Origin of the sequence: Myxosarcina sp. GI1 (genome assembly GCF_000756305.1) — a bacterium.
GTDB lineage: Bacteria > Cyanobacteriota > Cyanobacteriia > Cyanobacteriales > Xenococcaceae > Myxosarcina.
This window is the reverse complement of record NZ_JRFE01000014.1, coordinates 39366-62301: the sequence shown is the minus strand read 5'-3', so window position 1 is coordinate 62301 and position 22936 is coordinate 39366. Positions and strand designations below refer to the sequence as shown.

General features: G+C 41.3%; 17 protein-coding genes and 2 pseudogenes. 6 read left to right on the top strand and 13 right to left on the bottom strand.

The annotated features are described in order from the left end of the window. Positions 1 to 91: 91 nt before the first annotated feature. On the bottom strand, positions 92 to 2689 hold the full coding sequence (acnB, locus tag KV40_RS07275) for a bifunctional aconitate hydratase 2/2-methylisocitrate dehydratase (RefSeq protein ID WP_036479457.1): 2598 nt from the start codon (positions 2687 to 2689) through the stop codon (positions 92 to 94). 307 nt (positions 2690 to 2996) lie between these two features. On the opposite strand from acnB, the gene KV40_RS07270 reads away from it, so the two are divergent. After that, entirely contained in the window at positions 2997 to 3605 is a 609-nt protein-coding gene (locus KV40_RS07270; protein WP_216595557.1) for a hypothetical protein, read from the top strand. 31 nt (positions 3606 to 3636) lie between these two features. On the opposite strand, the gene KV40_RS07265 is transcribed toward KV40_RS07270, so the two are convergent. Further along, positions 3637 to 4587 carry an NAD-dependent epimerase/dehydratase family protein gene (locus KV40_RS07265; RefSeq protein ID WP_036479455.1) on the bottom strand — a complete coding sequence of 317 codons (951 nt, stop codon included), beginning with the start codon at positions 4585 to 4587 and terminating at the stop codon, positions 3637 to 3639. Positions 4588 to 4706: 119 nt separating this feature from the next. Here KV40_RS07265 and truB point away from each other — a divergent pair, with 119 nt between their 5' ends. Continuing rightward, entirely contained in the window at positions 4707 to 5621 is a 915-nt protein-coding gene (truB, locus tag KV40_RS07260) for a tRNA pseudouridine(55) synthase TruB (protein ID WP_036479453.1), read from the top strand. Between the two features lie 105 nt (positions 5622 to 5726). Here the strand turns inward: truB and KV40_RS07255 are convergent, their stop codons facing one another. The 3 genes and pseudogenes from KV40_RS07255 to ttcA form a co-directional block, all read right to left on the bottom strand. Further along, complete coding sequence (locus KV40_RS07255; RefSeq protein ID WP_052055444.1) at positions 5727 to 8318, bottom strand: peroxidase family protein; 2592 nt, start codon at positions 8316 to 8318, stop codon at positions 5727 to 5729. A 613-nt stretch (positions 8319 to 8931) separates the two neighbouring features. Then, positions 8932 to 10002 (bottom strand): annotated as a pseudogene (locus KV40_RS37265) (IS630 family transposase). An 888-nt stretch (positions 10003 to 10890) separates the two neighbouring features. Further along, positions 10891 to 11700 carry a tRNA 2-thiocytidine(32) synthetase TtcA gene (gene ttcA / locus KV40_RS07245; RefSeq protein WP_036479451.1) on the bottom strand — a complete coding sequence of 270 codons (810 nt, stop codon included), beginning with the start codon at positions 11698 to 11700 and terminating at the stop codon, positions 10891 to 10893. 527 nt (positions 11701 to 12227) lie between these two features. Here ttcA and KV40_RS31930 point away from each other — a divergent pair. The 4 genes and pseudogenes from KV40_RS31930 to KV40_RS07225 all read left to right on the top strand — a co-directional run bounded on the left by KV40_RS31930 (position 12228) and on the right by KV40_RS07225 (position 16729). After that, entirely contained in the window at positions 12228 to 14009 is a 1782-nt protein-coding gene (locus KV40_RS31930; RefSeq protein ID WP_052055443.1) for a response regulator, read from the top strand. Positions 14010 to 14011: 2 nt separating this feature from the next. Continuing rightward, a complete protein-coding gene (pelF, locus tag KV40_RS07235) occupies positions 14012 to 15478 on the top strand; it encodes a GT4 family glycosyltransferase PelF (RefSeq protein WP_036479449.1) in 1467 nt (488 codons plus the stop codon). 386 nt (positions 15479 to 15864) lie between these two features. Then, positions 15865 to 16365 (top strand): Hsp20/alpha crystallin family protein, encoded by a 501-nt coding sequence (locus KV40_RS07230; RefSeq protein ID WP_036479447.1) that lies wholly within the window; start codon positions 15865 to 15867, stop codon positions 16363 to 16365. Between the two features lie 103 nt (positions 16366 to 16468). Further along, positions 16469 to 16729: pseudogene (locus KV40_RS07225) on the top strand (co-chaperone GroES). Positions 16730 to 16746: 17 nt separating this feature from the next. Here KV40_RS07225 and KV40_RS07220 read toward each other — a convergent pair. The 8 genes from KV40_RS07220 to KV40_RS07190 form a co-directional block, all read right to left on the bottom strand. Then, positions 16747 to 17385, bottom strand: a complete 639-nt coding sequence (locus tag KV40_RS07220) for a histidine phosphatase family protein (RefSeq protein WP_036479444.1) — start codon at positions 17383 to 17385, stop codon at positions 16747 to 16749. A gap of 197 nt (positions 17386 to 17582) precedes the next feature. Further along, positions 17583 to 18476: a pirin family protein gene (locus KV40_RS07215; protein ID WP_036479442.1), complete on the bottom strand. Its 894-nt coding sequence runs from the start codon at positions 18474 to 18476 to the stop codon at positions 17583 to 17585. Positions 18477 to 18644: 168 nt separating this feature from the next. Next, positions 18645 to 19622 (bottom strand): zinc-binding alcohol dehydrogenase family protein, encoded by a 978-nt coding sequence (locus tag KV40_RS07210; protein WP_036479441.1) that lies wholly within the window; start codon positions 19620 to 19622, stop codon positions 18645 to 18647. A 57-nt stretch (positions 19623 to 19679) separates the two neighbouring features. Next, a complete protein-coding gene (locus KV40_RS07205) occupies positions 19680 to 19883 on the bottom strand; it encodes a hypothetical protein (RefSeq protein WP_216595556.1) in 204 nt (67 codons plus the stop codon). A gap of 301 nt (positions 19884 to 20184) precedes the next feature. Continuing rightward, positions 20185 to 20553 (bottom strand): DUF5335 family protein, encoded by a 369-nt coding sequence (locus tag KV40_RS07200; protein WP_216595555.1) that lies wholly within the window; start codon positions 20551 to 20553, stop codon positions 20185 to 20187. Between the two features lie 112 nt (positions 20554 to 20665). Further along, positions 20666 to 21493 carry an NADPH-dependent oxidoreductase gene (locus tag KV40_RS07195; RefSeq protein ID WP_036479433.1) on the bottom strand — a complete coding sequence of 276 codons (828 nt, stop codon included), beginning with the start codon at positions 21491 to 21493 and terminating at the stop codon, positions 20666 to 20668. Positions 21494 to 21538: 45 nt separating this feature from the next. Then, on the bottom strand, positions 21539 to 21796 hold the full coding sequence (locus KV40_RS33190) for a ubiquitin carboxyl-terminal hydrolase 14 (protein WP_072013792.1): 258 nt from the start codon (positions 21794 to 21796) through the stop codon (positions 21539 to 21541). Positions 21797 to 21814: 18 nt separating this feature from the next. Continuing rightward, complete coding sequence (locus tag KV40_RS07190; RefSeq protein ID WP_036479430.1) at positions 21815 to 22915, bottom strand: alkene reductase; 1101 nt, start codon at positions 22913 to 22915, stop codon at positions 21815 to 21817. Positions 22916 to 22936 lie beyond the last annotated feature (21 nt).

The window sequence follows — 22936 nt, the reverse complement described above, 5'->3', positions numbered from 1 at the left end:
TGTAAAATCTTATAATCGCTCGGAATTAGAATCAGTAAATAAAAAACAGCTACTGTAACAGTAGCTGAATTCAAAACACGTACACACTTTACTAAACGGGCATACCTAAAATATCTTCGATTTTTGGCATTTCTTCGATGGGAATTACCCTGCCTTCATCTTCAAAATTGTCTATTTGGTCGAAGTTGAGATAGCGATACAGTTCGCCAGCAAAGGGATCGACTTTTTCGTTCACGATTGCCATATATTCTTCAACTGTGGGAATCTTACCTAATAAGGCACAGACAGCAGCCAATTCTGCCGAACCGAGATAAACTCTCGCGCCTTTACCCATACGATTGTTAAAGTTACGGGTTGAGGTAGAAAAGACGGTAGCATTATCTTCAACTCGCGCCTGGTTGCCCATGCAGAGAGAACACCCAGGCATTTCGGTACGTGCGCCAGCAGCAGCAAACACACCGTATACGCCCTCTTCTCTTAACTGTTTTTCATCCATACGGGTAGGAGGACAAATCCACAAACGCCCCTTAACTACTCCCGCACCTTCTAAAATTTTTGCCGCAGCGCGATAGTGTCCGATGTTGGTCATGCAGGAACCGATAAACACTTCGTCGATTTTATCGCCAGCACATTCCGACATTAGCTTGACATTATCGGGATCGTTGGGGGCGGCGACAATAGGTTCTTTAATTTCGTTGAGGTTGACTTCGATAACATCTGCATATTCGGCATCTGCGTCGGCAGACATCAGTTCTGGGTTTGCCAGCCACTGTTCCATTTTGGCAACACGACGCATTAAAGTACGGGCATCGCTATAACCCCGTGCGACCATATTCTTGAGCAAAGCGATATTAGAACGCAAATATTCAGCTACGGTTTCTTCGCTTAATTTAATCGTACTACCAGAACAAGAACGTTCGGCGGTAGCATCGGTTAGTTCAAAAGCTTGTTCTACTTTAAGATCGGGTAAACCTTCCATTTCCATTACCCGCCCGTTAAAGACATTCTGCTTATTTTCTTTAGCCACAGTTAGTTTACCCTCTTGGATGGCTACCCAGGGAATGGCGTTAACGATGTCTCTGAGAGTGACACCCGGCTGCAACTCACCCGTAAAGCGTACTAACACCGATTCGGGCATATCTAGAGGCATCACCCCCAAAGCCGCAGCAAAAGCTACCAGACCCGAACCAGCAGGAAAAGATATACCCAGAGGAAAGCGAGTATGAGAGTCGCCACCTGTACCGACAGTATCTGGTAGCAGCATTCTATTTAGCCAAGAGTGAATAATACCGTCTCCAGGACGCAATGCTACACCACCGCGAGTTGCGAAGAAATCGGGTAGTTGTTGATGGGTTTTGACATCTACGGGTTTGGGATATGCTGCTGTATGACAGAAGGTTTGTAGAGTTAAGTCGGCATTGAAACCCAAACAGGCTAGTTCCTTTAGTTCGTCTCTGGTCATTGGTCCAGTAGTATCTTGAGAGCCAACGGTAGTCATAATTGGTTCGCAAGAAGTGCCTGGACGGACTCCATGTAAACCACAGGCTTTGCCGACCATTTTTTGGGCAAGGGTAAAGCCTTTGCCTGTCTCTTCGGGCAAAGAGGGACGAGTAAATGTTTCTGAAGGTTGGAGTCCTAGTGCGTCTCTGGTTTTATCGGTCAAAGCCCTGCCAATAAGTAGGGGAATACGTCCACCTGCCCTGACTTCATCAAGAATAGTTTCTGGTTTGAGTTTGAAGGTAGAGATAACTTCGCCGCTTTCGTTGGTAATTTCTCCTTGGTAGGGTTTGATGGTAATTACATCTCCCGTATTCATCTGGGAAACATCACACTCAATAGGTAATGCTCCAGAGTCTTCAGCAGTGTTAAAGAAAATGGGGGCAATTTTGTTACCTAAGATGTAACCGCCAGCTTTTTTGTTGGGAACAAAAGGAATTTCGTGTCCGATATGCCATAAAACCGAGTTAATCGCCGACTTACGAGAAGAACCAGTACCGACTACATCACCGACATAAGCAACGGGATGTCCTTTTTCTTTTAACTTGGCAATAGTTTCAATCCCCTCTGGCATTTTTGACTCTAGCATCGCTAGTGCGTGAAGGGGAATATCGGGACGAGTAGTAGCGTGAGGAGCAGGGGAAAGATCGTCGGTGTTGGTTTCTCCTGGCACTTTAAACACAGTTACAGTAATACTCTCAGGCAGTTTGGGGCGACCGATAAACCATTCGGCATTTGCCCAAGAATCTATTACTTGTTTGGCATAGGGGTTACTATCGGATAGTTCTAAAACGTCGTTAAAAGCATCGAATACTAACAAAGTTTTGCTCAAAGCGGCAGCAGCTTGAGCGGCAAGGCTGGGCTCTCGCGATTTTAATAAATTTACCAAAGACTGAACGTTATAGCCGCCAATCATCGTGCCCAGTAAATTAACTGCTCCTTGCTTTGAAATCAAAGGACACTCAATCTCGCCCTGGGCTATTCCCGTCAGAAAACCCGCTTTGACATAAGCTGCGTCATCTACACCAGGAGGAACGCGATCGCGCAATAATAACAATAATTCTTCTTTTTCTGCTGCTGGCGGGTTTTTTAGCAACTCACACAGTTCGGATGTCTGTTCGGCAGTTAATGGTAAAGGAGGAATTCCTAAAGCTTCTCTCTCTGCTGCGTGTTTTCTATATTGTTCTAACATTCAGTGGTTCTCCTAATCCAATCGGCAAAATCTTTATTTTGCCACGCGACATAAACGTAAATACTAACGATTATCTATATTGTCATTCAAAAACCCGTCGCAATGTATCAACTTTGTCATTATCTTTTAAAGTAAAGTCGTTCTAGAGCGATCGCGATTCGGGTAATTTAAATCGCTGGCTATTTTCAATGTATCGAGTTTTTGAGTATTTCCCCTGGCAATTATCACTTGGTTTTTTACAGTAATTTCATAAACACAAATGTATTATAATGGCATTTATTTGTATATATAGTATTGTTTTACTGTTATGAGTATAAATTTATTCGTTCATCCTATTACTAACTTGCTACAAAACATTATTCAAGAGACTCATGCAGAAAACAAAAGAAGACATGAGAAAAAAATGGCAGAAATAAATTTGATTGCTAATTCTAAGTTAAGAGATGATTACGTTCGACAACTTTTGTTAGATAAATTTCTCGCCCCTGTAGATAAAGCGCAGTCTCAAATTCAAAGTGCAGCCAAACATGCTCAATATATGGCAGAATCTATCAATTATTATTACAAAGACCATCAATTAACTAAAGAAGAAAGTAGAGCTGTTTGCGAACAGTTTCGTTTTTTAGCAGCACGTATTGCTCAAATTGATTCTTTATACGATTTAAAATCACTCTATCATGCAACAACTTTGTTTGCTCATCGTATGTCTGAGTTCAAGCATAGCGATCGCAAGTATTCAATAGAACGCGCAGTCAGAAAACATATTTTAGATAAATTAGGTGATTGCATCGCCACTGAAAAAAATTTTCAGAATCGATTGTCTTTGATAAATCAAACTACAATCTACAGTAATTACGCTCTAAATTGTGATGCTTTTAGCAAACAGCTAGAAGACAAAAAATTAGCTTGTGACTGACGAGGAATTCCCCTCTACCATCTGCCTTCGTTTAACGATACAAAGGTTGAATCCATTCCCATTCCTTAGTCAAACCTTCTTCTAGAGCAACTTGAGGATTGTAACCCAAAATTGTTTTAGCTTTAGTAACGTCGGCACTAGTATGACGCGCATCTCCTCTAGCTCGTGCTACATAGTTTTTCCGTAACGGTCGCCCCATAATTTTTTCCATTTTATCGAGAACATCAGCTAAAACTACCCGACTGCCGCCCCCTATATTAAATACTTGTCCTACTGCTTCGGGGACTTCGACTGCTACTAAATTAGCTGCAACTGCATCGCTGACGAAGGTAAAATCTCTAGTTTGTTTGCCGTCACCGTAAATAGAAATAGTTTCATCTTTTAATGCCGCTCGAAAAAACTTGTGAAATGCCATATCGGGACGCTGACGGGGTCCGTAAACGGTAAAATAGCGTAGTGCCGTTACTGGTACGTTAAAGTTTTGCTCGTACAGCCAGCAAAGTCGTTCGGCAGCTAATTTGGTAATGCCGTAGGGAGATACGGGTTGAGGGCAAGTTGTTTCGGGAGTGGGCATAGTTTCAGCGTTGCCGTATACCGAAGAGGTAGAAGCATAAACAATGCGCTGCAAAGATGGGGTTTCTTTAGCTGCTTCTAAAATCACTTGCGTAGCGTTAATATTTCTTTCTGTATAATTGCGAAAACCGTCGCCCCAACTAGCTCTAACTCCTGCCTGGGCTGCCTGATGATATACTACATCGGTTTCTGCTAAAAGTTTTTGCCAGTCTAAATCTTGAATGTTGGCTTTAATTAATTTAAAAGCCGAATAAGATTGTAAACGCTCTACGTTTTGGTGTTTGAGTTGAGGATCGTAGTAATCATTAAACTGGTCGATGCCAATAACGCGATCGCCCCTGTTTAATAGTGTTTCTGCTAAATGAGAGCCGATAAAACCTGCTACACCCGTAACTATCTGAGTAGACATAGAGCTTGATAGAATTAAAACTGGTTTTTAGTTTTGAACTCTAGGATAATTAGTACTAGAAAGTCAATAGTAAAAAGTTGTAATTTATTTTTTATTAGTATTTGCTAACTATTAATTAAATGTTTGGCTTTATTAATCTCGATAAACCTGCGGGTTTTACTTCTCATGACTGTGTAGCCAAGTTAAGACGATTATTGAACACTAAAAAAATTGGACATGGGGGAACGCTAGATCCTGCGGCTACTGGTGTACTACCTATTGCAGTAGGCAAAGCTACTCGTTTATTACAGTTTTTACCAGAAACCAAAGCTTATCGCGCTCGTATCCGTTTGGGAATGACTACCACTACCGACGATCTAGAAGGAGAAGTTGTTGCTACTACATCGACGAGTAATTTAGACGAAAAAACAATTAAAGCTAGTTTGACTAACTTTGTCGGTACCATCGAACAAGTTCCGCCTATATATAGTGCTATTAAGCGAGATGGTAAAAAGCTTTACGAATTGGCAAGAAAAGGCGAAATAGTAGACGTTCCTCCAAGGACTGTAGCCATTGAGAAGATTGAGTTAATTACTTGGGACTTGGCGGCTGAATTTCCTGAAGTAGAAGTAAATATTATCTGTAGTCCTGGAACTTATATTAGAGCGATCGCCCGCGATTTGGGAAAGATCTTAGGTATGGGAGGTACTTTAGCTAGCCTGATTCGTACCGAAAGCTGTGGTATGAGATTAGAAACTAGTTTGACCTTTGCCGATTTGGGTCAACAATTGCAGCACAATACATTTAAAGCGATCGCGCCAGAACAAATTTTAACTCACCTATCCTCAGTTATTTTAGAGCGGCTTGAAGCTAAAAAATGGTGTCAGGGTCAAGCGATCGCAATTTCTGTAGATAGATTAATTTTAAGGCGATCGAATAACTATATCGCCACCTATGATGAGGAGCGCAACTTTTTAGGTATTAGTAATTTAGTTGAGAATGGTAGTTTTACAGTCAAACCAAAAGTATGTATTTACAACCCTTCGACTGAGTAAAGTCTACAAAAAAAATAGGGCGAGTATTACTCACCCTAATATTTAAACCATTATCAAAATTGCGAGAATTATTTACTTACGTTGTACTAGATTGCCATCTATAAATTAGACATGAGGCTCGGTAATAAAGACATTAGCAAAAATATCGCCTCTGTCAAGCTCGGTATTGTTAGCAATAATATCAGCCAAACCATCCTTATAGCTGATACCATAAGTTGCTTCAATCTCATTCAAACTTGCTAATTCTGGTTCGTTGAGATAGAAGAAGCGATCGCCATCGCGAAGATCTTCAAACTGTTCTTTCCAGATAGTGTACTGTAGTTCGCCAAATTCTGTGCCAGCAAGATGTGGTTCGGCAACCATACCCGTAAAAGCATCGACGTTATCTATGTCGCCATAGATAGCTTCTAAGCGAGCAGCAACGGTCGATCTTTGGATAGCAGTTACACCTTCAACCTCATCGTTATCAGCCAATAGTTTGGCGATTTCTTCGGGATCTGCCACTAAATCTCCTTCTTCGTCAAAGACAGCGATAAAGTCGATAATACTAGGATCGTTGAGATTTAGCTGGTTGGCATCAAAGATTAAGTCTGCTGAAGTTATCTTACTGCCATCGACATTTTTAAGATCGGCTGCATCTACAAATGCTTTAATAGCTTCGGGATTTTCACCAGTAATCTCATAGAAAGAGGTAACAGGCTTTAATCCATAATCTATACGCATCTCGTTGTAAGAAGGCATACCGTGATCGCGTCCGCGTTGAACGTCAATCGCACCCAAATCAACTACGCCATTGAACAGAAACTCGATTGGAGGACCATCGGTAAATTCTCCACTTACAATTGGAACTTGAAAGAGAATACTACGCAATTGATTATCTATTTGATAATCATTGTTGTAGTTAGTTTCAAATAGTCCCTCAAAAACAGCACCCAAACCAACTTTACTGACTACGCTAGGATTACCCGATTGAGCATTTACAGGTACTTCAATTTGACCGCCATCTCTAAGAACTCCCTGTTGTTCCAACATTGCTAAATCAGCATCGGATAGATTACCGCGATCGAAATCGAAGTCTCCATGAACCATGCTGTGAGCGCGATAGCCGACAGTAGCAAATTCATTAGTCAAACTAGGATTGACATTAGGGTTGTAACCTTGGTATGGATCTAGTTCGATTCCAATAGAGGGTAGGTATTCTTCATAAGTAATATATTGTTGCTTGGCAATAACAACTTTACGAGTGATTTGAAACTTAGTTTCTTCATCGAGATAGCTTGGAAGCAAATCTACGATGCGGTTGTGTTCGCGAGCAAAGAGAGTGTGAGTTGCGGTTAAACCAGTATTTTCGTTGGCTCTAACATCACCTGCGACAATAGCCGAAGCGGGATCGTTTCTCAAGCGTCCCATTAAAGCCATCTCTGGAGCATTTGCTACATCACCACGAGCATCAGCAGTAGGTAAATAGCCATTTGGCAATAGCAATTTAGCACTATTGTTGGACATATCCCCATCAACAGGTCCTTCACGCAACCATTCTAATCTTGCTTCTGTTCCACCATAGATAGCCCAACCATCGATAAAAGAGCTAACGGTATTGATTTGTTCTCTTTGCTCGCCGTTGCCTCTAGCAGCAGAGCGTGTAACCTCAATGGCACCAAAATCATTACGGAAATCTTCTAGGGGATCGTTTTTATCGAAAGCGATATTAGCTTCTTCTCCACCTCTTATATCGAGTCCAAACGCATCTGCAACTCCTGTTGCCAAACCAAAGGTATGGTCTAAAAATTGCCCCCAAACAAAGACTAAATGGCTGGCATTGTTTTCAGAGAATAAGTTGATATGAAGGTCGTTAAAGATGCGGTTACTGATAAATCTGGCATTTGGCAAAGTATCGTCAATTTCATCGCCATTGACGTAGTTAGCATCGCCAACACGGAGATAATTTTCACCAGCTCGACCTAAAGTTGGATTTAATAAGTTATTACCACTACCATCCAAACTGCGAATTTCAAAGTTTAACTTAGGAGCTTCGGCAAAGATGAAGTTTTTAGCACTAAGGTCGTCAATGTTGACATTTTTGAGAAAAACCCAACCTTTGTTAGTAGTATTCTTAGGAGTAATAACTACATCAGCACCCTTTTGGTACAATCCTACTTCTGGCATTGAATCATTTTTGAAGATATCAAATGCGTGGGTGTTGGTGCTGTAAGCATTTAAATTGAAAGCACTAAGATCGATGCGATCGCTATTAACATCAAAGTCATAGATTGTGTCAATATCACGATTTTTTAAGTCAGTTGTTGGTGTAAAAACAAAGACATCTGCACCTTCTCCACCATAGAGGTGGTCGCCACCAGCACCGCCGTAGATTATGTCGTTACCTTCTCCACCATAAATGTGGTCTCTGCCATCTCGACCATAAATTACGTCGTCACCTTCATAACCACAAATTGTGTCGTCGCCATCGCCACCATCAACCGTATCATTGCCTTCTTGACCAAAAAGACGATCTTTTCCTGCACCACCTTCGATTGAGTCGTTACCTAAACCACCTTCAATAGTGTCGTCGCCATCAAATCCTTTGAGTAAATCATTTCCTAGATCTCCTGACAAGATGTCATCGCCTAAAAGTTCTGATTCTGACAACAATAATGTATTGTCATCATTACCAACAGTTCCTTTAAAAGCAACCATAAAAATTATCTCCTTATAAATTTAAAATTTTTTTTGTACAGCAAAAATAGTTATCAGCTAATAGTTAAAATCAGTGTTTTAAACTAAATAACTGAAATTTGTTTGTATATGGAATAGATGAAACCTAATGTTAACAAATAAAAAGTTTTTTATTTGCCTAATGTTTTCGAGCAGCTTTTTATTATTTGTGCTCTACAAAAAATAATACAGGCTTTTTTTTGTTTGTATATAAAAACCAGATGAAAGTTAGGAGTATTTTGTATACTTTTTGCATCTAAATTGCTACAGGCAGCGTCAGTCCTAGGGTTAAAACTACAGCTTTTTATTAAAAATTGATTTCATTAGTTTTATAATTGTTAATTTTAAAGTTCCGACAAAAACTAAAGTATAAAAATAAAGTTTTAATAAACAAACATTTTTGTAGCTGTATATTGCTTCATTAAAATTTCATTTTTTTATAACGTGTGTATAGTTTTATGCGCTTATATATCCTAAAAAACAATAAACAAAAAAGCCAAGAATATAATGTTTTAAGCAAATTCGATCGCTATATTTAATGCCAAAACATGAAACTATTAAAAGTCAGCAACTTTGTATAGCAATCCTAAATGATTCATGAAAAAGAACCGTATAGTGAAAGTTTGGGAAAATCGAAAATTTGGTGTTCGGTAGCTAATTCAAATAGTCTTTTAGCGATCGCCAATGAAGAACAAATAGAATAAAATTCCCGTACAAAACGTTTTGCGCCCAACCACACATCTTCAATGGGATTCTGTTCTGGGGCGTTAGGAGCAAAGCGGATACAAGTAACCTTCCACTCTTTAGGTTCAAGTCCTTGATTAACTGAATGGAGATAACTTTTTACTGCTTTAGAACGATGATAACTCGCACCATCCCAAATTAAGGCAATACGGCTTTGAGGATATTGTGATTGTAGATATTTGAGAAAAGCTATAGTACATGAGGATTCTCCTTTCTCAAAAGCCTGAACCAGCATCTTTTTTGTCTGTAAGTCAATTGCTCCATAGTAGGTCTGTTTTTGTTTTTCATTGACTATCGGTACTTTAATTCTTTGGCTGGTTTGACCCCATAGCAGCAAGCAGAGCTTGCAAGCGTCGCTAGACGCGACTTGAGCCGAGAGGCTCTGCGCCACAAATATCACCCCACAACAAATGACACTCATCTTGAAAAAAAACTTTTAGTTGACCTGATGCGATTTTGTTGCGATTCGCTTCCAACCAAAGTTGAATTTCTGTTTTTTTTGCTCCACTAACTGAGGATTTTTACGGGGATTAGACTTTTGAGTTTTTTTCCAACTAATTCCCGCCTCGTGAAATAGACTGTAATAGCTCTGAAGACTAGCAAACACCACGTCGTATTTTACTTCTATTCGGGTCTGAAGTTCTGATAGCTGCCAATAATTTTTCTGCTGAAGCCAACCGATAATTTCTTGTTTTTGCTTGGTAGTTAAATAACCCTGAGAGCCTTTGTGCTTTAGCTTTAGTCCTTCAATCCCCTCTTTCTTGAACTTTGTCTGATAAGTGCTAATAAAACCAACTGAAACTTTTAAGACCTCTTTGATTTGACTATAAGGATAATTCTGTCGAACCATTTGTACTGCTAAGGCTCGTTTGAGTTCTCTGGGTTCTCTACTGCTTTGGATAAATTCGGTTAGTGATTCCATTTCTGTTGTTGTTCAAACTTAAGCTTCTCTTTTATTATCCACACCCATCTTCTCATTCCTTCTTTTGTTCACAATTGATTTAGGATTGCTATATAGCAATTCTTGATTGAATAAAGTACACTCTGGTCTTACCAGACACTAGGCATTAGGCATTAGGCACTAAACACTAGACACTAGAGTTTGATTGATTTATCTTGAGTGTAGGAGCGCGTACCTCACTACTATGGAAAACGCTATATATGATTTATATACAGCAGTTTTTATATTGATTTGATATAAAATTAATCTCACAAGAACAGATAAAACCTATAATGTCTAGTGTCTCAAAGCTATAAGTGTTCATAGTGCGATCGCTTCTTGTGCTGTATGATTTGAAAAAATAGCACGATCGATTTTATGAAGTCAGCAAAAGAAATTCTGAGAACCTTGCAAATGTTCGTTTAACTGTTTAGTAATTTAATCTTAGATTCTGGTAAGCGATCGCAATTTACTGTTTGATGTTGCGTACTGTAACCTCAGTTCGGGATAAGAGAATTTATTGGTGAGAATAGCTACCAGCTTTTGGCGTTGGAGCGATCTGTATACAATCCATTTCTTGAAAAATTTTGAAGAAGAAGGAGCGATCGAACCCGATCGAATAAGGGTTTTAGCTTAACCAGAACTCACGTTACTACAAGGAATATCGCTCGTAGTTAAAATCTAAAAGTTTGGTTTGGCATTCAAAAAAATTCATTGCCTACCAGTAATAAACAAGATTATTCTCGCTGAATGCTTAAACGACTTCCTTGCCTCAATTTAAGTCCGATCGCTTGTTTACCACGCTCAATCGTTGTTTTTGGGTTTAATTACCTTTTGTAATTGTTTCCACGTCAAATAATTGAGTTTGTTTTAAACTTGGCGATCGCAATCATTTAAACTTATAAAATCAAATAGTTGAGTATCTGCTAGCTGAGAAGGAGATACATTTTGCAGGCTGCGAAAAATACTCTCAATTCTACCCGGTGCTTCTCTTTCCCAAGCCTGCAACATTTGCTTGATTTTAGCTCGCTGTAAATTTTCTTGAGAACCACAGAGATTACAAGGAATAATGGGAAATTGTCTGGCATTAGCGTAACTTAGAATTTCTCGTTCCGAACAGTATGCCAGGGGGCGAATAATTGTATTTTTACCGTCATCGCTCAATAGTTTGGGCGGCATTGCTTTTAATCTGCCACCGTAAAACATATTCAAAAACAAAGTTTCTACAATATCATCACGATGATGACCTAAAGCAATTTTGTTTGCTCCTTCCTCTTCTGCTACTCGATACAAAACACCGCGACGCAAACGCGAACACAAGCCACACATAGTTTTTCCTTCTGGAATGACTCGTCGAACGACGCTGTAGGTATCTTGCTCGACAATGCGATAGGATACGCCTAGAGATGATAGATATTCGGGTAAGATTTGAGTCGGAAAACCAGGCTGCTTTTGATCTAAATTAACTGCTAAAAGTTCAAACTTGACTGGAGCTTTATGTTGCAGACTAAGCAGCAGATCGAGCATGGTATAGGAGTCTTTACCACCAGACAAACAAACCATGACGCGATCGCCTTCTGCGATTAAATTATAGTCAGCGATCGCTTTACCTACCAAACCCCGTAACCGTGCCTGTAGTCTTTTAAAGTTTTTAGAAGTACGAACTTTAGTCGCTTCCATAGCTAATAGTTTTAGTATTCGATTGCTATATTTTAACGTCGCTTCGCTCCTGAAGGCAGAAGGCATGATGTGCAAAAGGATTTTCTTTTAACTTATTCCTTTCTTTGGTTTAAGACTCCTCCTTCAATAAAAAAAGAAGGTGCTAAAAAGGAGTCTAATTCTCCGTTATTACCAAAGAGCATCTACTTTTCGTACCTCGTTTAATAGGCGATCGCCATAGTCTCAATTATCAATCTGCTGGCAACCATTTATCTAATAACTTTTACAAAATACCAGCAAAACTTTATCAATCCTTGATGTAATTGACTTGTTTTTGAGGCAAATTATAAATGTCAGTAAAAATTACTAGGTAAACCTCGCTATAAATTTGTGAATGAAGTAGCAACCTGAATTATTGTCTATAAAAACTAGCATTTTAATATTTATCCATCAATAAGGCTAGGATACGGTTGCTGCTATTAAAGACAAATTATTTATATTTTTTATTTACTTACTATAAAAAAATTATTTATTCATAGCATAAGATCATGATTGGTATTTTAATAGTAGACCCACAAAAAAGCGTTCGCGCCAGACTTGAAGAAATAATTAACTCTACTGCCGATTTTCAGTTAATCGGTACCGCTGAAGATGGGTTTGGTGCGATCGCCAAAGTAGACGCATTACGACCAGATATCGTGCTGCTGAATATTGAAATGCCCCAACTTGACGGTCTGACGATTACCAGAATTATCGCTCAGGAATGCAAACAGACCAAAATTATAGTATTTAGCAGCCATAACAATGAAGAATATATTGCTAAGTCTATAGCTGCTGGTGCGACAGGATATTTACTTAAGGGAACTTCCGACGAAGAAATACAGCAAGCAATTCGCTTTGTGCATAAAGGATGTACTCATATTGGCGCTGGTTTATTTGAAACGCTGCCTCTAGAGCGAAAAACGACATTACTAAGTGCATCATCAATCAGTGAAGCGATTGTCAATTCTTCGCAAACTTCCGTAGCTGTTCTGGAGCGATCGCCAGCAGCAGTAAGTCCAGTTCGGACAAATACTACTCCCGAACCGAACAAAAATAAATGGTCGGCATTGGCTTGGTTAATAATTGCTTTGAGTCTGACTACGGGGATTTATTTAATGCGTCAGTGGTTGCGTAAACCGCTACCCGCTCTTAGTTTGTCGGAACAAACAGCTACTTTTGCCGATACCAAGTTTACGGGCAAAATACAACCAGCTAAAACCTTTAAAATAGCTGCGATCGCGCCAGCAGTAGTAGATGAAATTTACGTTCAGATTGGCGAAGAAGTAGAAGCGAGTCAACCTTTAATGGTTTTAAAAAATGCTGAAGCTGAAGCCCAGATGAAACAAATTCTACAAGAGAGACAATTAGCCAATCAGCAACAGCAAGGGGTAATTCAGCAGCAACAAAATATCAAACAGCGAATTTACGAACTAGAACAACAAATCGGAAGTCTCAAATATAATTTAGCTCCTTTACGCACTAAAATTGCCGAGGCAAACTTAGAGGTATCCCTGGCTCAAAGTCAAGCAGATAAACTACCATTGCGTCAGCGTCAAGATTCGGTAGCTAGGACTAAAGCACTGTATGAAAGGGCTTTGGCACGTTTCAATCGCTGGAATACCCTCAATAAACAGGGGGCAATTTCTCAAGAACAACTCGAACAAGCACTTGCTGATTTAAAAGTAGCCAAAATCGATTTTGAAACGGCACAAGCAGCAGCAGAAGCAGGGGCAAAACTCGAACAAAACCAGAAACAACTATCTCTCTTACAAGAAAAACTAGCTGTTAAAGAACAGGAAGAACAAATAGCCCAACTAGAAAAACAGCTTCAAGCCGCTCGCTTAGAAGAACGTCAGGCAAGCGAGAAATTAACTCTGTTGCGCCAACAAGCCACTCAACTAAAAGAGCATCAAATCCCCGAAGCAAACAAGACCATTACTGCCACCGAAGCGGGAATTGTTGCCGAACTGCCAGTAACTTCAGGCGATCGCATCTTTACGGGCAATCCTCTGGTTAGCTTGGCAAAGTTAGAACGCTTGAAAGTAGAAGTTCCTGTAAGCGGGCGTTTGATAAATGCCTTAACTCCCAAACAGCAGGTAGCGATCCAAATTGGCGAAGGAGTGACAGCACAAAAATTTGAGGGTACAATCGCGACTGTTAATCCCCTACCTGCTGAAAATTTGAATTATTTAGTAGAAGTTGAATTTGACAATTTATCTAATGCCTTGTTAATTGGTCAATTGGCTAAAGTCCAGTTTTTACCTCAAGAAATTGCTGGAGGCAATTAAAGGTGGCTCGTCCTCTGGTACTGTTGACCACCGAAGGAACTTATCCTTTTGCTAAGGGTGGGGTCAGTACCTGGTGTCACGTGCTAACCCATCAGCTACCAGAGGTAGATTTTAAGCTATTGTCGATTGTTGCCAATCCCTACCTCAAAAGACATTATGAATTATCTTCCAATGTACTAGAAGTTATCAAAATACCGTTGTGGGGAACAGACGATCCTGTTGAATATAGCTGGCGTTTCCCTTTTTCTCTAGCACTTAAAAGCAAGCTCGACAATAGCGATCGCATAATTAAAACCAGATTTATGCCTTTGTTTGAGACTTGGCTACGGGCGGTGTTGTTTGACGAGTTAAAGCCAGAAAAGTTAGGTTACTTGCTGTTGGCGATCCATGAATACTTTCTGCAATACGACTATCACCAAACTATGAGTTCGGTGCTGGTTTGGTCGACTTTTCGTTATCTAGCCACTAGTTATTGTCAAAAGCAGAATTTAATCGGAGTTACTCTAGCCGAATTAACAGAAGCGATGCGCCTGGTGTATCGGTTACTCATTCCTATTCAGGTACCCGTTCCCGAAACCGACATTACTCATTCTTCAGCAGCAGCTTTTTGTGGTTTGCCCTGCGTCATCGCCAAACTACAGCGAAATACGCCCTATTTACTGACAGAACACGGCATCAATATTCGCGAACAGTATTTAAATCTCAACCACAGCATTCCTTCTTTGTTCGTCCGTAAATTTTTATATTGTCTGATGGGTGCAGTAGTCAAACTCAACTTTCACTTTGCCGATCGCATCGCGCCCGTATGTGAATATAATGCCCGTTGGGAGCGTTGGTGGGGAGTACCGCCCGAGAAAATCAAAGTTATTTACAATGGTGCCGATCCCGACAAGTTTCATCCTACACCGCCAGTAAAAAAGGAACGCCCGCAGGTAATGAACATGGGCTTGATCTTTCCTCTCAAAGGACAGCTAGACTTAATCGAAGCGGCAGCAGTTGTACGAGAGCAAGTTCCCAATGTAGAGTTTCGCTTCTATGGCAAACCTTCTGATGAGGCATACTTTGCCAAATGCCAAGAAAGCGTTCGCAAACATAACTTAGAAGAAACTATTAATTTTGCAGGTTTTACCAGCGAACCCTGGCGAGCCTATAGTGAAGCCGATGTGGTAGCAATGGCAAGTATTTCTGAGGGTTTTCCCTTTGCGGTAATTGAAGCTATGCTGTCTGGTGCGACCATTGTTTCAACCGATGTGGGAGGTGTGAGAGAAGCGATCGCCGATACGGGCTTATTAGTTCGTGCTGGTCGTCCCCAACAGTTAGCCGAAGCAATTCTCAAGTTACTGTTACTATCCCCAGAAGAAAGAAGTCAGTACGGCAAAAAAGCTTTGGAGCGTTCTTTAAAATTATTTACTCAGAAAACCTTTTTAGCAGAACATTTAAGTGTCTATCGTCATTTGAATAATAAATAAAAAAACATATAATTCGACTTTCTTTTTGAGTCAATCTTAGTTCGATCGTGAACAGATACCAAATTCGATTAAACGAACGACTTACTTCTATTCCATTGCAACTAAAATTAGAGGAATATTTCACGACAGTCTTCGCAATAACATATCGGGCTTGTTTGGCATGGTGGCTGAATACTTAAGTAATAAATTAAGCAAAGCCTTTAGTTCGGGAAACCCTACTTTAAGTAAAGTTGTCAATTTAAAAAAAGTTCTGCTAAATTAGCACTCAGAAGTCAAGAGTACTAATTCATTCGATAAAGAATTAGGCATAACTTCTAGCTTTATTTCAATCAATTTATTTATTCAACGGTTTGTTGAGACACATTAATAACGGAGGAAATTGCGTTATGAAAATCGTGCGCTTATCACCCTTTGAACAAATGGATTCATTGCGTCGGCAGATCGATCGAGTCTTTGATGATATCGATCGCGCTGGTTACGAGAACTACTCCACTTGGACTCCTGCAATCGAACTTTTAGATGACTCTAATAATTTAATCTTGCGAGTGCAGCTTGCTGGTTTGGACGGCAATGATATCGATATCCAAGTTACTAGAAGCTCTGTCACTATTTCTGGAGAACGCCATCGCTTAGAAGCAAAATCATCACGATACTTGCATTCGGAATTTAATTATGGCAAGTTCCAGCGACAGATTTCTTTACCCGTACCTATAGTTAACAGTGAAGCGACTGCTAATTATGAAGCAGGTATGCTTACTCTAACCTTACCCAAAGCAGAAGAAGCAAAACAGCGAGTGGTAAAAGTTAGTTTAGGTGATGAGGCAAGAGCCAATAATTCTCTACCAGAAACAGAAGCAATAGTAGAAGAAGCAGCAGCCAACGCCTAAAACTTGAAGGGAAAGTGTCAGCGCTGCCACTTTCCCTTATTACTTACCAACAAATTAATTTGTATTCATTTTATTCTTTGCCTCATAATTAGACGGGTAATCTATGGCAACAGTAGCCTTACCAGTCTCAACAATTAAGCCTTTGAGCGCTCGCGTTTTTGTTAAGGTTCAAGCAGCAGAAGAAAAAACTGCTGGAGAAATTTTATTACCCGATACAGCAAAAGAAAAGCCTTAAATCGGCGTAGTAGTAGTAGGAGCAGGTCATGATGGCAGTCGTACCCCAATTGAAGTCAAACTTGGCGATCGAGTGCTTTATTTTAAGTATGCTGGCACTGATATCAAACTCGGCAGCAAACATCACTAAAACACTACATCAATATTTTAATGTCCCTGTCTTTGGCGTAAAGTCAATCTTAGATGTGAGCGATCGCCCATGATTTGCACTAAAGGACCTCGAATGCCAAATTCGACAATACTAATTGAAGCTACAGGAATACCAATACGATCGCGAAAACGCCCGATGTCTATGCCCAATAAAGAACAAAGTATAATTCTAATTGTCGCTTTATGAGAAACTACTAGAACATTTCCCGTAGGATGGTTTTGTTCGATTTCTTCTAGAACCAAAGAACTGCGGCGTGCGATCTCAATTCCTTTTTCACCTTCAGTTGGTGCGTTCCAACCAGGGTCGGATAACCAACGTAAATAATCATCGTGAAATTCTCTTGCTACTCGTTCGGGAGCTAACCCTTCCCATTTTCCATAAGCAATTTCTTTTAAGCCTTCTCGTAGCTGCATTTCAATCCCTATAGCTTTACACAGGGGTTTAGCAGTACTCACCGTTCGATACATAGGACTAACATAAGCTGCCTGCCAGGGCAAAGAGCGATAAGCCTCGGCAAAATCCTCTGCCATTTGTAATCCTTGTTGGGTCAATTCAATATTTGTAGTACCGCAATAAGTTCCAGAGCGGCTGGCGGTTGTTTCTCCGTGACGCAGAAAAAAGATAGTAAGACTCATAGTTTAACTAAAAAAAATCATCTTGTTCCGTGAAGTATTTAAAAAACAAACTCAAAAATGGTCGTAAACAGTTTCGTGCTACATTCAATAAAACATTCGTAATCTTGACATCCATCAATAAAGCGATCGCCGATTAAGAGCATAAACTATGAAAAAGTACCAGTCGATCGCATACTGAGAGTTTTAAAAAGAACAATTTAACTTAGAGGTTGTGGTCTGGCAATTTCTTCTTCAGGAAGAGGAATAAATTCGGTTTCTTGTGGAACTTGAGGAAATTTGCCCGATTGCCAATCTTGCTTGGCTCGTTCGATTCTTTCTGGGCGGCTGGAGACAAAATTCCACCATTTATGGCGTTTTCCGACAGGTTCGCCACCAATAACCATACACCGAGCATTTGACTTTGCAGTTATCTCAACCTCACTATCAGGCGCAAGAACTGCCATTTGGTGTTGTTCTAGCTGTTGCCCATCAACAACGATTCCTGGTGTAATGCTGTAAATAGCTCGTTCGCTGCACTCGGCAGAAAGCATAAATTTACCTTTTGAAGTAAAAACCAAATCGAGATAAATAGTAGGAGACAGAATTTCAACGGGAGAAATTTTGCCTTTAGATTCTCCTGCAATAAGAGTGATATCTACTCCATTCTCCGTCCATGTCGGAATATCAGCACTAGGATAATGACGAAACCAGGGTTCGCTCTCTTCCTCGGCTTCTGGTAAGGCTACCCAAGTTTGTATGGCATGGAGTGTACTTTCTCTGTTGCGTTCGCTTTGAGGACTTCTTTCTGAATGAACGATACCAGAACCCGCACTCATCCAATTAACTGCACCAGGTTGTATTTCACGAATGCTGCCAAGACTATCGCGATGCAATAATGCACCCTCGAAAAGATAAGTAACTGTTGCTAAATTGATATGAGGATGAGGGCGCACGTCAACTCCTTTACCTGGAGGAAAAACAGCAGGACCCAAATGGTCGAAGAAAATAAATGAACCAATCATCATCCTTTCGTCATGAGGCAAGCTGCGACGAGCATTAAATCCTCCTAAATCTTTAATGTGGGGAGCAAGTAGTTGAATAATGCTAGACATAATGGGAAACGGTAGGTGTTAGCTAACTTAATTTAGATTACAGTCTAATTTGACAAATGTAGTTTGATGAAAAGGTAGTCATGCTATATTTAGTCGCTCAAATACTTGAGATCCAACAATTTTACCTTTTTAGATTGTTTCCATACCTTATTGGACTGGTTCTGCTCATTACCCAAACTGAGGTGTGAGTAATACCCGACCAGACATTCTACGGTTGAGCACTTGCTCGTACGCGGTAGCAACACTTTGCAGAGGGTAGGAGTGCAGTTCGCCAATTGGATGTAAGGCATCAGTCTCAAAGCCTGGTGTTATGGTTGTTAAGATTTGAGCACAAGCCGAGCTATCGAGAGATCGACTGTCCACACCAATTAAACGCGACTCTCGGTGATAAAAGTCGATCGCGTCAAAGCTAATACGTCGTTCTTTAGCAGGAGCACTAATTTCCACTAGCCGCCCTCGATGACTGAGGGATTTGAGACATGGTTCGACCATTGCTCCGCCTACCGTATCTACGACAACATTGACACCTTCGCCATTAGTGGCGACCAAAACAATTTTGTCTAGTTCTCCATCTAGATTGAGAATAACATCGGGATTAGATTGTCGAGCTAGATGACGATCGCTTTCTCGTCTTACTGTTCCCAAGACTCGCGCTCCCTGCCACTTAGCAATTTGGATGGCAGCACTGCCCACTCCGCCTGTTGCCCCAACCACTAGCACAGTTTCATCAGCCTTCAACTGGACTGCATTTAGACATAACCAGGCGGTAACGTAAGTAACTCCAATCGAGCCTGCATGCTCCATCGATAAGTTACTAGGTTTCGCACAAACTGCAGTTTGTGGTAAAAGAATGTACTCAGCATGAGTCCCGTCGCGGATAAATCCGATATCGCCTCCCGTTCCCCAGACTTCTTTGCCCAGAAGAGAGTCGGACCCCTCTACCATAATTCCCGCAAAATCGCGTCCTGGCGTGCGAGGCAGGCTTGTATGTAGCATCGTACCAGCTACATTTTTGACATCACCAGGGTTAATCCCTGCAGCGTGAATCTTTACCAAGACTTCATTTCTGGATACTGAAGGCTTTGGTAGCTCCTCAAGCTGTAATTCTGAAGGTGAACCAAAATGATTGATTCGGACAGATAGCATAAGTCTTTACCTAAGTTATGGAATTGTATTTGTAATAGTGAATAAACTTAAGAACAACTATTGCTTAAAAAGCAATTTGACTAATAATTCATAGCAAAAGCCACCAATCAATACGCCAGAGGCTCCAATTAATCCCATTAGCGGCGGAACTGGAGGAACTAATTTCATTCCAGCAAAGGCAACTCCAATGATCCAACCGCCGAGTAAAGCCATTCCAGCATCTTTAACAAACTGTAACATAGTATGATTTTTAAACTTCACAATTAGATTATTTATCTAGCTTAGTAAAACGTTCTAAAGTTTATACTGAGTTTAGTTAATCGCTTGATGAATGGGTGGACCTGCTCTCATAACTTAACTAAGAGCGATCGCAGCAATATTCCAGTGAACGAGCCACCGAGTAATCATGCTGCTTAACAGGGCGCGGTTGTCTGTTGCTCTTGGAGTCATTGCATTTTCCTGGCGACGATGCCTAATTATTCTCGATCTAAGCAGACGATCTTAAAGCAGACTGTAAAACTCTGCTTTGGAAATAGTTGCTTCTACAGCTTATTGCGATCGCTCAACTCGCTTGTAGCTTGATTAACGTTTTTGTCCCACCAGCGTCATCGATCCAGAGTGCTGCGATTTGACCAGTTGAACTTTGTCCTATTAAAACTTCAGTGGGTGCATCGATTGTGTGGGCGTAAGACACTTCATTTTTACCCACCTCAATCACCAGAGCGTTACCTTTACCTGGGCGATCGTAAACAATTGCCATTAATGGTGCGTCCCGAATCAATTCTTCGTCACCAAATTCTGAACTAATGATTTCAATCGAGATATGTCGACCTCGATTACCATTAGAAAATTGGTCAAAAAATTCGCCCCATCGCTCGTGCGGTATAGATTTGTTTATTTCAATATTGCTAGCCATAATGCAATTCCTCATAGAAAAACAGTAACTATTCAAAGTTGATAATTTTGTACTTTAGAATGATGGATTGATGAATTTATCTCGGTACAAACGGATAACTCTAACTAAAGTTGTCTTTGAAATGACCTCACAGCAGTGAAAATCCAAGTTGACGTAAAACTTCTCTCAACCGATCGCGTCCACCCAATGACTGTACTGTTGCGACTCGCTTCAGGGAATGCTCTACCCAATCTCCAGAAACATTCATCTGCTGAGACGCATAGAACTGCTGCATTACCTCGTTATACCGAGCGATTGCCGCTTCTTGCTGAGTAAGATCGTACGTTTCGTAATGAAGTACAGCCGCTTGCGGTAATCGGGGCTTAACTGCTGCTAAGTTTGCCAGATCGGGATAGCCGACACACATGCCAAAAACCGCAAATAGATGGGGCGGTAGCTGAAGTGTTTCGGCTACTTGTTTCGGCTGGTTGCGAATGCCACCAATATAGACCGTGCCCAATTCTAACGACTCGGCGGCGATCGTGGCATTTTGTGCCGCTAAAGCCGCATCAATGACGGCAGTGACAAACATTTCCAGGTAATTCAAGCCGTCAGAGGTCATCCCTTGCTGAGCGGCAAGGTAATCCAGTCGAGCTAGATCGGCTAACCAAACGAGAAACAAAGGACACTGACGGATGTGTGCCTGGTTACCAGCAAGTTGAGCCAAGGTGTTTTTTCGAGACGGATCTTGGACGGCTACGACGCTCCAGGTTTGCAGATTAGAGGATGTTGCTGCTGATTGGGCTGCCGCAATCAGAGTTTCTAAGGTTTGAGGCGGTAGTTCGTCGGGTAGATAGGCACGCACCGAGCGGTGAGACAGTAGTGTTGCTAGGGTTTCATTCCAGAGGTGTTCTGGATTGAAGACGTTGCTGCCATAGCGTTCTCGAATTAGATCGGTTGGGTTGAGTAGATGCATGGGCTACTGGAGATAAGGTAAATTGTATGTCTTAATTTAACTAACTCAAACGAACGTATTGTCGATATAGCACCAACGCCAATCCTCGCCAGGTTCAAACGACTCGACGATGGGATGCTGGGTAGCCTGAAAATGCTTTGTTGCATGTTTGTTTTTGGAAGAATCACAGCATCCTACGTGACCGCAAGTCAGGCAAAGGCGTAGATGAACCCAGCGATCGCCTATTGCCAAACAGTCTTTACAGCCATTGGCACTTGGTGTTACGGCATGGATTAGATCGAGATGAGTGCAGGATTTATTCATTGTTGCTCTAGATTACGGTTATTTACTAAGGTAATTTGGATAATCTGTGTAGCCGAACTCGCTACCGCCATAGAAAGTGCTCAGATCGGCTTCAGTTAACGGAACATCGAGCCGTAGCCGTTCTACCAAGTCGGGGTTAGAAATAAACGATCGCCCGAAAACGATGGCATCCGCCCGTCCGCTTCTGATGGCTTCATCGCCTTGCTGACGGTCAAATCCACCTACAGCCAGCAGCGTTCCCTGGTAAACAGAACGCAGGAGATCGATGGGATTGAAGTTCGGCGCAGTACCTCTGGTGTAACCTCGTTCATACCCAACGTGTAAGTATGCCAACTTAAATGGATTGAGTGCCTTGGCGACATAGATGTAAGTTTCGGCAGGATCGTCATCGAATGTGTCATTGACTGTAAAACCAGGGGCAATTTTTACCCCAACCCGATCTGCTCCCCGAACGCTACATAAAGCTTCGACCACTTCAAGGGTAAAGCGAGTTCGATTCTCCAAGGTGCCGCCATAGGCATCCGTGCGATGATTGGAGCCTGTGACTTGAAACTGGTTTGGTAGATATCCAGTTGCGGCATGAAGTTCCACGCCATCAAAACCTGCCTCAATCGACAGTTCCGCAGATCTGCGATATTCTTCTACTATTAGGGGAATTTCGTCCAACTCTAATGGACGAGGTGTCTCGAACGGGACTTTGCCGTCCCAAATGCGGACTTGTTCTGACACCACTGGAATAGCCGAAGGTGCGATCGGGCGGGCACAATTGGGTAAAAGTGATGAGTGTGTCACCCGTCCAGCGTGCATCAGCTGCACGAATATCCGTCCTCCAGCAGCATGAACCGCATCTGTCACTTTTCGCCAACCTGCAACCTGCTCCTTGTTATGCAGTCCAGGAGAGGTTGTGTACCCTCGTCCCATTAGACTCGGATGGGTTCCTTCTGTAATAATGAGTCCTGCTGTGGCACGCTGAGTGTAGTATTCAGCCATTAACAGCGTAGGAACACAGTCTGGAGTAGCCCTGAGACGAGTCAGCGGAGACATGATAATCCGATTGGGAAGCTCTAAGGAACCAAGTCTGATGGGTGTGAATAGTCCTGTTTTTTTTGAAATTAGCATTTTTCCTTCTAGCGCAGCTTC

Bases quoted from the DNA above. Each gene is read 5' to 3' on its own strand.
- KV40_RS07195 (WP_036479433.1), bottom strand. From the start codon at position 21,493: ATGCATCTACTCAACCCAACCGATCTAATTCGAGAACGCTATGGCAGC.
- KV40_RS07230 (WP_036479447.1), top strand. From the start codon at position 15,865: ATGAAAATCGTGCGCTTATCACCCTTTGAACAAATGGATTCATTGCGT.
- KV40_RS07215 (WP_036479442.1), bottom strand. From the start codon at position 18,476: ATGTCTAGCATTATTCAACTACTTGCTCCCCACATTAAAGATTTAGGA.
- KV40_RS31930 (WP_052055443.1), top strand. From the start codon at position 12,228: ATGATTGGTATTTTAATAGTAGACCCACAAAAAAGCGTTCGCGCCAGA.
- KV40_RS07220 (WP_036479444.1), bottom strand. From the start codon at position 17,385: ATGAGTCTTACTATCTTTTTTCTGCGTCACGGAGAAACAACCGCCAGC.
- KV40_RS07190 (WP_036479430.1), bottom strand. From the start codon at position 22,915: ATGCTAATTTCAAAAAAAACAGGACTATTCACACCCATCAGACTTGGT.
- acnB (WP_036479457.1), bottom strand. From the start codon at position 2,689: ATGTTAGAACAATATAGAAAACACGCAGCAGAGAGAGAAGCTTTAGGA.
- ttcA (WP_036479451.1), bottom strand. From the start codon at position 11,700: ATGGAAGCGACTAAAGTTCGTACTTCTAAAAACTTTAAAAGACTACAG.
- KV40_RS07265 (WP_036479455.1), bottom strand. From the start codon at position 4,587: ATGTCTACTCAGATAGTTACGGGTGTAGCAGGTTTTATCGGCTCTCAT.
- truB (WP_036479453.1), top strand. From the start codon at position 4,707: ATGTTTGGCTTTATTAATCTCGATAAACCTGCGGGTTTTACTTCTCAT.
- KV40_RS33190 (WP_072013792.1), bottom strand. From the start codon at position 21,796: ATGAATAAATCCTGCACTCATCTCGATCTAATCCATGCCGTAACACCA.
- KV40_RS07270 (WP_216595557.1), top strand. From the start codon at position 2,997: ATGAGTATAAATTTATTCGTTCATCCTATTACTAACTTGCTACAAAAC.
- KV40_RS07255 (WP_052055444.1), bottom strand. From the start codon at position 8,318: ATGGTTGCTTTTAAAGGAACTGTTGGTAATGATGACAATACATTATTG.
- KV40_RS07200 (WP_216595555.1), bottom strand. From the start codon at position 20,553: ATGAGGAATTGCATTATGGCTAGCAATATTGAAATAAACAAATCTATA.
- KV40_RS07210 (WP_036479441.1), bottom strand. From the start codon at position 19,622: ATGCTATCTGTCCGAATCAATCATTTTGGTTCACCTTCAGAATTACAG.